12 protein-coding genes are annotated in these 11,139 nt (G+C 73.1%); 2 read left to right on the top strand and 10 right to left on the bottom strand.

Annotation, left to right across the window (positions count from 1 at the left end; translation table 11 throughout):
- Positions 1-425: 425 nt before the first annotated feature.
- The 3 genes from ACZ597_RS25080 to ACZ597_RS25070 all read right to left on the bottom strand — a co-directional run bounded on the left by ACZ597_RS25080 (position 426) and on the right by ACZ597_RS25070 (position 2,377).
- Positions 426-497, bottom strand: coding sequence for a putative leader peptide (locus ACZ597_RS25080; RefSeq protein ID WP_350325368.1), 72 nt, complete (start codon positions 495-497; stop codon positions 426-428).
- A 159-nt stretch (positions 498-656) separates the two neighbouring features.
- A complete protein-coding gene (locus ACZ597_RS25075; protein WP_471334106.1) occupies positions 657-1,115 on the bottom strand; it encodes an RrF2 family transcriptional regulator in 459 nt (152 codons plus the stop codon).
- Positions 1,116-1,165: 50 nt separating this feature from the next.
- The gene (locus ACZ597_RS25070; protein WP_471334104.1) at positions 1,166-2,377 is read right to left on the bottom strand and encodes an acyl-CoA dehydrogenase family protein; all 1,212 of its coding nucleotides are present in this window, start codon (positions 2,375-2,377) and stop codon (positions 1,166-1,168) included.
- A gap of 476 nt (positions 2,378-2,853) precedes the next feature.
- On the opposite strand from ACZ597_RS25070, the gene ACZ597_RS25065 reads away from it, so the two are divergent.
- Together ACZ597_RS25065 and ACZ597_RS25060 are read left to right on the top strand one after the other, a co-directional pair.
- Positions 2,854-3,651, top strand: a complete 798-nt coding sequence (locus ACZ597_RS25065) for a thymidylate synthase (RefSeq protein WP_471334101.1) — start codon at positions 2,854-2,856, stop codon at positions 3,649-3,651.
- Positions 3,648-4,133 carry a dihydrofolate reductase gene (locus ACZ597_RS25060; protein ID WP_471334098.1) on the top strand — a complete coding sequence of 162 codons (486 nt, stop codon included), beginning with the start codon at positions 3,648-3,650 and terminating at the stop codon, positions 4,131-4,133. Before ACZ597_RS25065 ends, ACZ597_RS25060 begins: the two co-directional genes overlap by 4 nt.
- 373 nt (positions 4,134-4,506) lie before the next feature.
- Here the strand turns inward: ACZ597_RS25060 and ACZ597_RS25055 are convergent, their stop codons facing one another.
- The 7 genes from ACZ597_RS25055 to ACZ597_RS25025 all read right to left on the bottom strand — a co-directional run bounded on the left by ACZ597_RS25055 (position 4,507) and on the right by ACZ597_RS25025 (position 10,860).
- On the bottom strand, positions 4,507-4,860 hold the full coding sequence (locus ACZ597_RS25055) for a UBP-type zinc finger domain-containing protein (RefSeq protein WP_471334096.1): 354 nt from the start codon (positions 4,858-4,860) through the stop codon (positions 4,507-4,509).
- The gene (locus tag ACZ597_RS25050; protein WP_471334094.1) at positions 4,857-6,323 is read right to left on the bottom strand and encodes an ATP-binding protein; all 1,467 of its coding nucleotides are present in this window, start codon (positions 6,321-6,323) and stop codon (positions 4,857-4,859) included. The genes ACZ597_RS25055 and ACZ597_RS25050 overlap by 4 nt, the downstream gene beginning before the upstream one ends.
- A complete protein-coding gene (locus ACZ597_RS25045; protein ID WP_471334092.1) occupies positions 6,320-7,996 on the bottom strand; it encodes an NAD(P)/FAD-dependent oxidoreductase in 1,677 nt (558 codons plus the stop codon). The genes ACZ597_RS25050 and ACZ597_RS25045 overlap by 4 nt, the downstream gene beginning before the upstream one ends.
- Positions 7,997-8,127: 131 nt before the next feature.
- The gene (locus tag ACZ597_RS25040) at positions 8,128-8,526 is read right to left on the bottom strand and encodes a hypothetical protein (protein WP_471334089.1); all 399 of its coding nucleotides are present in this window, start codon (positions 8,524-8,526) and stop codon (positions 8,128-8,130) included.
- A 22-nt stretch (positions 8,527-8,548) separates the two neighbouring features.
- Positions 8,549-9,547 (bottom strand): penicillin-insensitive murein endopeptidase, encoded by a 999-nt coding sequence (locus tag ACZ597_RS25035; RefSeq protein ID WP_471334086.1) that lies wholly within the window; start codon positions 9,545-9,547, stop codon positions 8,549-8,551.
- A 5-nt stretch (positions 9,548-9,552) separates the two neighbouring features.
- On the bottom strand, positions 9,553-10,074 hold the full coding sequence (locus ACZ597_RS25030; protein ID WP_471334084.1) for a hypothetical protein: 522 nt from the start codon (positions 10,072-10,074) through the stop codon (positions 9,553-9,555).
- Between the two features lie 48 nt (positions 10,075-10,122).
- Complete coding sequence (locus ACZ597_RS25025; RefSeq protein ID WP_471334081.1) at positions 10,123-10,860, bottom strand: peptidoglycan-binding domain-containing protein; 738 nt, start codon at positions 10,858-10,860, stop codon at positions 10,123-10,125.
- Positions 10,861-11,139 lie beyond the last annotated feature (279 nt).

The raw sequence follows: 11,139 nt of genomic DNA, 5'->3' as shown, positions 1-11,139 counted from the left end.
CGGACCTCGGACGCGGAGAGCTGCTTGCCTCCCTCGGCGGCGGTGGCACCGGCCGGCTTCCCGTCCTTCTTCTCGGCCTCGGAGCCGTAGCCGCAAGCACTGAGGAGCAGCGGGAGCGCGGCGGTGACGGCGACGGCGCGCAGGGCGGTGAGCGATCTTGCGGCAGACACGGAGGTGTCCTTTCACGGGATGGGTTCAAGGGGTGAGACGGGAGTCTCGAAGCCACCGGTACACACGGCACCCGCGCGCGGCGGTCGGTGGCCGGATCACGGTCGCAGGCTGGGGAACGGTGGGCCGTCGGGCGGCCGGGGCGTCGAGGCCCGGCCGGCACGACGCGGGGACGGGACGGCGTGGGGACGGGACGGCGCCCGGGTGTGCTCCGACCGGCGGTGCTCCGCCGGGGAGGTGGGCCCTCTGAGGGACCGTCAGGCAGGCTGACAGATGGCGCTGGAGGTGCGGACCAGGTCGATGTGCCGACGGGAGATCAGGGACGGCATCCGGTGTGCGTGACGCAGTGCTCGCACGGCAGCCCCCCGAATTCCTAGTTTTCCCACCTGGTTGATAGGCATCTTGGCAGACCGGCGCAACCGCCCCAAGAGGTTGACCAGATGATGGACGCCGCAGTCTCGTGATACGAGAAAATGCAGGTCGGATGCCTAGGGATTGGTCCAGGCGCCCGGGGCCAGGGCCAACGCGGACACCGAGGCGGGCAGGTCCGACGCCGCGACGTCGGCCAGCGACACGCCGTCGAGGATCTCGCGCACGTTGGCCCGCAGCGCGATCCACAGGGGGAGCAGCGCCTCGGCTGGGCCGGTGTAGGAGAGGTCGGGCGGGCGCACCCCGCGCACCGAGACGAGCGGTCCGTCCACGACGCGGATCACGTCCGCGATGCTGATGGCCCGGGCCGGTCTGGCCAGTCGGTAGCCGCCGTTGCCGCCGCGCTGGCTGAGTACGAGACCGCCCCGGCGCATGTCGTTCAGGATGCCTTCGAGGAACTTGTGCGGGATGTCCTGGGCGTCGGCGATGGCCTCGGCCTTCAGCGGCCCGTCGTCCGGCGACGCGGCGAGCTGCAGCGCGGCACGTACCGCGTAGTCCGCCCTGGCTGAGATCCGCATGCGGACATTATCCCGTACGGTTCCGGCCCGCGTCCCGCGCGGGCCCCGGATCAGCGGAAAGCCGCCGCCACCGCGCGGTGGGAGCCGTTGAGGTAGTGCTCGCCGATCGAGCGCAGGCGGTGGGCGGCCGGGCGGTGGGCCGTCAGGACGCGGGCGTTGCGCCAGAACCGGTCCAGGCCCGGGGCGTCGGCGAATTCCAGCACCCGGGCGGTGATGTGCAGGGCGGCCTTCGACGTCACCGTCTCGGCCGTGGCGACCAGGGCTGCGACGCCCGCGGGTTCCTCGGCGTCGAGCTGCTCACCCGCGTCGAGTGCCTGCGCCATCACCTCCGTGGCCCGGTCGACCACGGCGGTGGCCGTCTGGGCGGCGGAGGCGAGTTCCCCGTAGGCGAGGAAGAGGTCCGGGTCCTCGCCGGGAAGCCGGTGCGCGCGGCCGCCCCTGCTGAGGTCGCGCGCCTCGGTGAGGGCGCCCTCGGCGATGCCGAGGCCGACGTGGCAGAGGGCGAGCCGGAGCGCCGGCTCGGCGAGCGCGGTGAACGGCGCGGTCGACTCCTCGTCGTGCGGGCGGCGCCCCAGCACCTGCCCGGGCGCGACGGCGACGCGGTCGAGGACGACCACACCCGCGCCGGCGACGCGCTGGCCGAGCCGGTCGGGGGCGGGCTCGACGGTCACGCCCCGCGCGCCGGGCGGTATCCGTACGACCAGGACGTCACCCGTCCCGGCGCACACGGCGTCCACCACGATCTGGTCGGCGGTGGCCACGGCCGTGTCCACGGACCGGCGCCCGCTCAGCACGTAGCCCGTGCCGCGCGGCCTCAGCGTGAGGTCCGGCCGGCAGGCGTCGCCGTCCGGCGCGGGGACGTGGACCGCGCCGGTCCACAGCCACTGCTCGCGCGCCGACTCCTCTTCGAGGGCGGTGGCGCGGTGGTCGGCCCCGTAGAACCGCCCGCCCCACGCGTGCACGTAGTGGCGGGCGAGAACCTCGCCGAGCGAGCTGTCCGCCGCGGCGATTTCCCGTATGACGGCGCATCCGGTACGCCAGTCCGCGCCCCGGCCCGGCCGCGGCGGGGTGAGGGCCGCAGGCAGGCCCGCCTCGCGCAGCCGGGCCGTCTCGTCGACCGGAGGCCTGCCCGCCTGTTCGCGGGTCACGGAGTCGGCGGCCAGGTCCTCCGCCACGTCGCGGGCGGTACGCAGGAGCGTGCGGCGCCGCGCGGCGTCGGACGGCCGGCCCGCGGTGGCCGGGGCCGTCGGCACGGGCGTCATCGGCAGACCCGGGTGCCGCGCAGTGGCGCGGGGGACGGGCGGAGGGTGCTGCCGGGAGGGATGGCGGTGGTCATGTCGGCTGCTCCGGGACGTTGTCGGTGGCGCCGGCCGGTGGCCGGGAGGCCTGGGAGTGCGGGGAGCCGAAGACGGGCGGCGTCGGATCCCCACTTTTCCCATCGGATTGATAGGAATACTTGCCCGGAAGTGACCTTCCGGCAAGACCGCGACCGGATCGTGGACGGGTCGGTCTCGGTATGAAAGACGTCGCAGGTCAGGGACCTGCGTGACAGGACTGCCCGTCAGGGAGCCCCCGGCCCGGGGGAGTTCGCCCGGAGGGGCCGACCCGCAAGGTGTGGCCCGACGTGCCCGACGTGCCGAGGGGCCGACCTGTCCGCCCACATCGTGGCCCGGTGGCGGCGCCGCTGAGCGGCGGCCCTGGTCGAGGCAGCGGCCGCGGGCTCGTAGACTCGACGGTTGTGGCGGACACCCAGTACGAAGACCTGTTGCGGCACGTGCTCACCTCCGGGACGGCGAAGGCCGACCGGACGGGCACGGGCACCCGAAGCGTGTTCGGGCACCAGCTGCGTTACGACCTCTCACAGGGGTTTCCCCTGATCACCACCAAGAAGGTGCACCTGAAGTCGATCGTGTACGAGCTGCTGTGGTTCCTGCGCGGCGACTCGAACGTCGGCTGGCTGCAGGAGCACGGCGTCACCATCTGGGACGAATGGGCCGACGAGAACGGCGAGCTCGGACCGGTCTACGGCGTCCAGTGGCGGTCCTGGCCCACCCCCGACGGCCGGCACGTGGACCAGATCACCGAGGTGCTCGACACGCTGCGGAGCGACCCGGACTCCCGCCGGATGATCGTCTCCGCCTGGAACGTCGCCGAGCTGTCCCGCATGGCGCTCGCCCCGTGCCACGCCTTCTTCCAGTTCTACGTGGCAGACGGCAAGCTCTCCTGCCAGCTGTACCAGCGCAGCGCGGACCTGTTCCTCGGCGTCCCGTTCAACATCGCGAGCTACGCCCTGCTCACGCACATGGTGGCGCAGCAGGCCGGCCTCGAACCGGGTGACTTCATCTGGACCGGCGGCGACTGCCACATCTACGACAACCACGTCGCACAGGTGACCGAGCAGCTCTCGCGCACGCCGTACGACTTCCCGCAGCTTCGGCTGCGCCAGGCCGACTCGATCTTCGACTACGCCTACTCCGACGTGGAGGTGCTCGACTACCGGCACCACCCGGCCATCAAGGCACCGGTGGCGGTGTGAACGTCGGACTGATCTGGGCGCAGACCCTCGACGGCGTCATCGGCGCGGACAACACGATTCCGTGGCGGCTGCCCGAGGACATGGCGCACTTCAAGGCCACCACCCTGGGGCACCCCGTGGTGATGGGCCGCAAGACCTGGGACTCGCTGCCCCCGCGGTTCCGCCCGCTCGCCGGCCGGCGCAACATCGTGGTCACCCGCGACCCGCACTGGCAGGCCGAGGGAGCGGTGCGGGCCGGCTCGGTCGCCGAGGCCCTGGAGATCGCGGCCGGCTCCGCCGAGACGTGGGTGATCGGCGGCGGTGAGATCTACCGGGCCGCCCTCGAACACGCCACGGTGCTCTCGGTGACCGAGATCGACACGAAGGTGGACGGCGACACCCACGCCCCCGTACCCGGCCCGGAATGGACCGCCGGCGGGGACGACGCCTGGCAGTCCTCGACGTCCGGACTGCGCTACCGCATCCGCAGGTACACCCGGTAGACGGCCTGCCGGCGGGTCGGCGCCCGGCGTGCCGCGCGGCGGCCCGCGAAGGGCGCGGACGAGCGTGGTGACGTGGTGAGGGTGACGCCGCGGGTGCTGCGGGCGACGACCGGGGCGCCGAGGCCGCCCTGAGGGCCGCCCTCGACCGCCGTGCCTTCGGCGCCGTGGTCGACCAGGTCTGCTGCACCCCGGTGCAGGCCGCCATCGCCGCCCGCGCCCTCGCAGCCGAAACCCTCGCCACCCGGCCGTCGCCCACCGAGCCGTCACCCGTCACCTGAGGAAACGGGGCCACCATGCGGTACCGCACCATCGGCCACGCCGCCGGCGGCGGAGCTCACGCTGACCGGCGAGGAGCTCGCGCGGCTGGAGGCCTTCAGCGGTGCAGCCGTCTCGTCCAGTCCTGCGGAACCCGGTCTGAGGGACCCGGGGCCGGCTGGGTCGGCGGGTGCTCGGACGGCGGGCTGAGTTCCGGGCCGCCCTCGTGCAGGGCGTTGGTGGTGTAGTTCCAGAACCAGTCCTCGCCCGGCTCGAAGCTCTGCACCAGGGGATGGCCGGTGGCCTTCCAGTGGGCGGTGGCGTGCTGGGCCGGCGAGGAGTCGCAGCAGCCGATGTGGCCGCACTGGGCGCAGCGGCGCAGGTGGAACCACCAGCCGTGCACCTCCTCGCATTCGACGCAGCCGGTGCCGGAGGGCGGCACGCTCGGGTCGATCCCGTCGATCTCGGTCATGCGGTCTCCTCGGAGGTGTCCGGTGGGGTCAGCGGCAGCAGCACCTGGAAACGGGTGTCGCCGGGGGCGGATTCGACCTGGAGGCTGCCGTGGTGCTTGCCGACCACGATCCGCCAGGAGATGTCCAGCCCGAGCCCGGTGCCCTCACCGACCGGTTTGGTGGTGAAGAAGGGGTCGAAGATGCGGCTGCGGATCTCGGCCGGGACGCCCGGGCCGGTGTCGCGGAACTCGACCAGCAGCCGGTCGCCCTCCCGCGCCGTGCGGACCGTCAGCGTGCCCTCGCCGCCCGTTTCCGCGATGGCGGACACGGCGTTGTCGATCAGGTTCGTCCACACCTGGTTCAGCTCGGCCGGATAGGCGGGCACGTCCGGCACCGAGCGGTCGTACTCCTTGACCACCCGCACCCCGGGCCCGATCTTGCCGGACAGCATCAGCAGCGTGCTGTCGAGGAGCTCGTGGACGTCGACGACCCGGTGCGGGGCCCGGTCGAGCTGCGAGTACTGCTTCGCCGCGTCGACGAGGTGGGAGATCCGGGCCGTGGAGTCCTCGATCTCGCCCATCAGCAGCTCGGTCTCCACCGTGTAGCTGAGCCAGCCGATCGCCGCCGGCAGCAGGTCCCCGGCCACCGCCGCCGCGACCTGCTCCAGCCAGTCCGTGTCCAGACCGGCCTGCACGAAGGTCGGCGCGACCCGCCAGCCCTCCGGGAAGCCGTGGTCCTCCAGCCAGTCGGCCACCTCGTCCTCCCGGTCGGAGGCCTCCAGCGGGCTCAGCACCGGGGCCTTCGCGACCCGTTCGACCGTCCGCTCCTGGATCTCGATGAGATCGGCGATCGCCTCGCGCGAGTACCGGCCCTGGGAGATGTGGGCCAGCTTGTGCCGCATCTTGCCGACCCGCTCGCGCAGCGTCGCCGTCGCCCGGACGGCCGCCGCGGCCGGATTGTTCAGCTCGTGGGTGAGCCCGGCGGACAGCGAACCGAGCGCCAGGAGCCGTTCCCGCTGCCCGATGGCCCGCTGGGTGTTCTTCGAACCGAAGAACAGCCCCTCCAGCAGGTGCGCCGCCATCGGGAACCACTCCCGCATGATGTCCGCGAACGACTGCGCGGGCAGCACGAAGAACCGCGTGGGCTCCGTCACGCGCATGGAGTTGGTGTACGTCTGGGGCACCCGCTCGCCCAGATAGGCCTGCATCGCGCCCGAGTACACACCGCGCTGCGAGGTGCGGCTCACCTCGACGTCGTCGCGGCCGACCCGCCGGGACATGACGACGGTGCCCTCGATCATCACGTAGAAGCAGGTGGCGGGGTCGCCCTCGGTGTACACCGGACCGGCCTCGAAGCGCTCCACCCGCCCCTCGGCGCACAGCCGCCCGAGCTGCTCCGGGGACAGCTCCTCGAACAGGAACAGGGAGGCGATCTCGTGCGGGGCGCAGGGCAGGACCTGCCCGCCGCCGCCCTGCCCGTTCACGACTGCTCCAGGTACCGGTGGACGAGCATCACGGCCATGGCTCCCTCTCCGACGGCGGACGCGACGCGCTTCGCGGACCGGGCGCGCGCGTCGCCCGCCACGAACACGCCGGGAACGTTGGTCTCCAGGTGGTACGGGAGCCGGTCCGGCTCCCACCCGGGCGGCGGCCGCCCGTCCGGCGTCAGGTCGGGCCCGGCCAGGATGAAGCCGTGCTCGTCGCGCAGCACCGTGCCGTCCAGCCAGTCGGTCAGCGGGGCCGCGCCGATGAAGACGAACACGTACTGGGCGTCGACCAGGTCCGTCGCGCCGCCGTCCACGTCCCGCAGCTCCAGCCGCTCCAGGTGGTCGTCACCGTGCGCCGCCTCGACGACGGTCCGTGTGCGCACCGTGATGTTCGCGGCCTCCTCGATCTGCTGGACCAGGTAGTACGACATCGACGCCGTCAGGGACTCCCCGCGCACCAGCAGCGTCACCGACTTCGCGCCCCGCGCCAGGTACATCGCCGCCTGCCCGGCCGAGTTGGCGCCGCCCACGATGTACACGTCCTGGCCCGCGCAGGAGGCAGCCTCCGTGAGGGAGGAGCCGTAGTACACCCCGCGGCCGGTCAGCTCGTCGCAGCCGGGCGCCCCCAGGTGCCGGTACGAGACACCGGTCGCCAGGATGACGCTGTGCGCGGCGACCGCCGAGCCGTCGGAGAAGCGGACCACCCGTGCCGGACCCCGGACCTCCAGGCCGGTGACCTCGCGGGCCGTGAGGATCTCGGCGCCGAACCGCGCGGCCTGGCGGCGGGCGCGTTCCGTGAGCTGCGCGCCCGAGACCCCGTCCGGGAAACCGAGGTAGTTCTCGATGCGGGAACTCTGCCCGGCCTGTCCGCCGGTCGCCGACCGCTCGACCAGTACGGTACGCAGCCCCTCGGAGGCCCCGTACACCGCCGCGCCGAGGCCGGCCGGGCCGCCGCCGATGACCACGAGGTCGTAGAACTCGGCCGCCGGGGTCGTGGCGAGCCCCACGTGGGCCGCCAGCTCGGCCGTCTCCGGCTCGATCAGCGCGGTGCCCTCCGGGGTGACCACCAGGGGCAGGCGCTGCCCGTCGGCTCCGGCCGCCTCCAGCAGCCGCCGGCCCTCGGGTTCGTCGGAGGAGTACCAGCGGTACGGCACCTGGTTGCGGGCCAGGAAGTCCCGTACGCGGGACGACGGGGCCGACCAGCGGTGCCCGACCACCTTCGTGGCGGGCACCGGCCGGTAGTCGCTGGAGCGCCAGGCCGTGAGCAGGTCGTCCAGGACCGGGTAGAGCTTCTCCTCCGGCGGGTCCCAGGGCTTGAGCAGGTAGTGGTCGAGGTCGACCACGTTGATCGCGTCGATCGCCGCGTTCGTGTCCGCGTACGCGGTCAGCAGCACGCGCCGCGCGCCCGGGTACACGTTCAGGGCCTGTTCGAGGAACTCGATGCCGTTCATCTGGGGCATGCGGTAGTCGGCGAGGATCACGGCCACCAGGTCACCGCGCAGCTTCAGCTCGCGCAGCGCCTCCAGCGCGGACTCCCCGGACTCGGCGCGCACGATCCGGTACCCGGCGCCGTAGCGTCGTCGCAGGTCACGGGCGATGGCGCGGGAGACGCCCGGGTCGTCGTCCACGGTCAGGATGACGGTCCGCGCTGTCTCCACGGCCTGTGCCATACGGCCCATCGTATGTTCGCCGGGCCGGGAACGCCCCGGGGGCGCGGCGGGCGCCCGGGGCCGGCGGCGCGGGTGCCCCCGACACCCGCCCCGGCCCCGGGCGCCCTGGTTCCCCGGCCCGCTCCCCGCCCTCAGGGGCTGTTCGGGCAGGCCGAGGCGCTCTCCAGCCTCACGGCGGTCAGTGTGAACCCGGACTGCACCGGGGCCCAGGTCTGCCGGGGGCCGAGGCAGGCGGTGTAGGAGCCCCCTCCGTCGAGGAAGCGGATCCGGACCCGGCTGCCGCGGTTGTTCACGACGGCCTTCGCCCCCTTGCCGCGCGCCCCCAGGGTCCGGAAGCCGCTGGTGACGTCCTTGTACGTCGCGGTGGGGCGGTTGGCGTCGTAGTCCGCCGTCTTCAGGTAGAAGCACACGCTGGACGAGGCGCAGCCGTGGGGCGCGGCCGCCGACGCCGGAGCCGCGGAGAGTGCCAGCAGACCGGCCGCGGCGGCGATCCCCGCCGCGGCGACGGTGGTGGAGCGGGTGGTGTTCAAGACGGAGTTCTCCTCTGGAGGGTCAGCACCGGTAGGCGGCGTCGGAGTGCGCGGGCTCGCAGTAGCGGACGTGCAGGTGGTTGTCGTGGCCCGCCCAGGAGGTGGTCAGGCCCTCGGCGATCAGCTGGGGGTCGTTGAAGAAGACGGTCTTGACGTGTCCGGGCGCGGTCCGGCGGATCTCCTGGACGAGGCGGCGCGTGGCCGCCCGGTCGTAGGCGGCGGACTTCCACGTGATCCGGGCGGCGGTGCACTGGGCCCCGTCGTCGCGGACGGGCCAGAGGTCCGCGTCCAGGCCCTGCTCGTGGCTGGCGTGGCCGGGGATGTTCCCGCCCAGCTCCAGCCCGAGGTCGCCCACCGGGACCCGGCCGCGGCCGGCCGGGGCGAAGGCGCGGCCCGCCGCCTCCAGCTGGGCGACGGCCGCGGCCGTGCCCCAGTTCGCCGTCTTGTTCCCGTCCGGGTTCTGGTCGCACAGGTTGTTGCCGGAGAAGGTGACGCGCTCGTAGTGCCAGAGCAGGTTCTTCCAGGTGGCCGGGCCCACGACGCCATCGGCGGCCAGCCCCGCGGCGGTCTGGAACCTGCGCACCGCCGCCCTGGTCCCGGCGCCGAACGCCCCGTCCACCCCGAGACCGGCCCCGGTCTTGGCGTTGAGCTCGTTCTGCAGGGCGGACACGGCGGGCCCGGAGGCCCCTTCCTTCAGCGTCGGGGCCAGGGCCGCCCAGGTGCCGGCGCCGACGACACCGTCGGCGGCGAGCCCGCGCGAGGCCTGGAAGCGTTTCACGGCCGCGGTGGTCGAGGCCCCGAACACCCCGTCGGCCGGGGTGGACTGGCCCTTCGAGACGAGCAGCCGCTGGAGGGCCAGGACGTCGGTGCCCCGGTTGCCCGCGGACTGCGCGGGGTACTGGGCGCGCCCGTAGGCGAGGGACTCCTGCGCGGGACCGGCGAACGCCACCAGGGCGGCGGCCGGGACCACGAGGGCGGCGCGCAGGACCGCGGCCCTCCCGGAGGTACGGGACAGGGGCATCGCGGTCACCTGCCGGCCTCGGCCGTGCAGGCCGCGACGCCGTCGCAGAACGTGATGTCCCAGTGGTTCTTCTGCTTCTCCAGGGTGTAGACGTTGCCCGCCGAGGACCGGTAGCGGGGGTCGGTGCCCCTGGGGGCGATGCGGGTGAAGCTGCGCGTGATGTAGTTGCTGATGCAGTCGGCGGGGTTGATGTCGACCTTGAAACCCTTCTCGTGGCTGTACCGGAAGGTCCGGTCGTGTCCGACCTCCGTGCCTCCGGTGACGTTGATCGCGCACTTGCTCGCGCTCTTGAGGGTCTTGAGCCCGGTGACGGTGGCCTGGTTGATCTGCTCGAAGGAGGTGCAGGTGGGGTTCTGCCGATCCGTGCACCTGCCGCTGGACGACCAGGTGACGCCTGCGGCACGCAGCTGGGACGCCGCCTGGGACTGGGAGAGCTTGGAGACGGCGAACGCGTTGCCGGGCAGGGCCAGTACCGTGGCCGCGCCGATGGCGCCCGCGGTCAGGGCGAAGCGGTGCAGGGTGCGCATGGTGGACTCCTCGGAGTTGGCAGGGGTTCGGGTTCGTGCGGAGAAGGTCTAGTACCAGTGCGGCGAGCGGGACTTCCAGGCCTTGTACGCGTTGCAGGGCGTCCCGTACCGGTCGTCGATGTACTTCAGGCCCCACTTGATCTGGGTGGCGGGGTTGGTCTTCCAGTCGGCGCCGGAGCTCGCCATCTTGGTGGCCGGCAGCGCCTGGGGGATCCCGTAGGCGCCGCTGCTCGGATTGGCGGCGTACACCCGCCAGCCGCTCTCGCCGTTCCAGAGGTCGTTCAGGCAGCCGAACTGCGCCGACACGGTCCAGCCGTGCGCGCCGAACTGCTTCTGTGCCGCGATCCTGACGGTGCGGGCCACTCCCATCGCGGACATCGTCGCCGGCCCTGCGGTCCCGTCGGCGCCGAGCCGGTGGGCGCTCTGCCACCGCTTGACGGCCGCCCTGGTGCCGGCGCCGAAGACCCCGTCGGCCGCGACCCCGGCCTTGGCCTGTACGGCCTCGACCTGGCGGTGCAGGGCGAGTTCGCTGCGGGCGCCGTACGTGCCGTCCGCGTCGAGGCCGTTGTCGCCCTGGAAGTTCCTGAGCGCGGCCCGGGTCGCGGGGCCGTCGACGCCGTCCACCCGGTCCGCCGCCAGGTAGCCCAGCCCCGCGAGGTTGGACTGCTCGACGCGGACCTGGTCGAGGGCGTACGCGTCCGACGCGCCCGGCATCGAGCCCAGCAGGGCTGCCATCGCGACGCCGGTGGCCAGGACCGGTATTCGGGCAGCGGGAATCGCTCTCACTCAAGCCTCCTCGAGAAGGTGACCGGGGCCCTCGGCCCCCGGTGGCTGCCGGAGTTGACGGTTGGAAGGCTAGGAGCCGGCCGCGTGCCCCGACGTCCGCTGACGGGCTGACCTTTGTGACGGGCTTCGTCAGCCGAGGAGTTGACGTGCGGACCCGCCTCAACCCGGCGGTTGACGTCCGCGCACACCCCCGGGTTGACGGAGGCCGGCCCGTCCCGCCGCCCCCGCGGACATCAACCCCACGGTGGACGACGGCCCCGCCCGATCCGCATACCTTCC

It is taken from the genome of Streptomyces sp. NPDC040718 (assembly GCF_055593565.1).
The sequence above is the reverse complement of the archived record's forward strand: the minus strand, read 5'-3'. Positions and strand labels throughout refer to the sequence as shown.

Excerpts from the sequence above, each read along its gene's own strand:
- ACZ597_RS25075 (WP_471334106.1), bottom strand. The coding sequence starts at position 1,115 with ATGCGGATCTCAGCCAGGGCGGACTACGCGGTACGTGCCGCGCTGCAG.
- ACZ597_RS25070 (WP_471334104.1), bottom strand. The coding sequence starts at position 2,377 with ATGACGCCCGTGCCGACGGCCCCGGCCACCGCGGGCCGGCCGTCCGAC.
- ACZ597_RS25055 (WP_471334096.1), bottom strand. The coding sequence starts at position 4,860 with ATGACCGAGATCGACGGGATCGACCCGAGCGTGCCGCCCTCCGGCACC.
- ACZ597_RS25045 (WP_471334092.1), bottom strand. The coding sequence starts at position 7,996 with ATGGCACAGGCCGTGGAGACAGCGCGGACCGTCATCCTGACCGTGGAC.
- ACZ597_RS25035 (WP_471334086.1), bottom strand. The coding sequence starts at position 9,547 with ATGCCCCTGTCCCGTACCTCCGGGAGGGCCGCGGTCCTGCGCGCCGCC.
- ACZ597_RS25030 (WP_471334084.1), bottom strand. The coding sequence starts at position 10,074 with ATGCGCACCCTGCACCGCTTCGCCCTGACCGCGGGCGCCATCGGCGCG.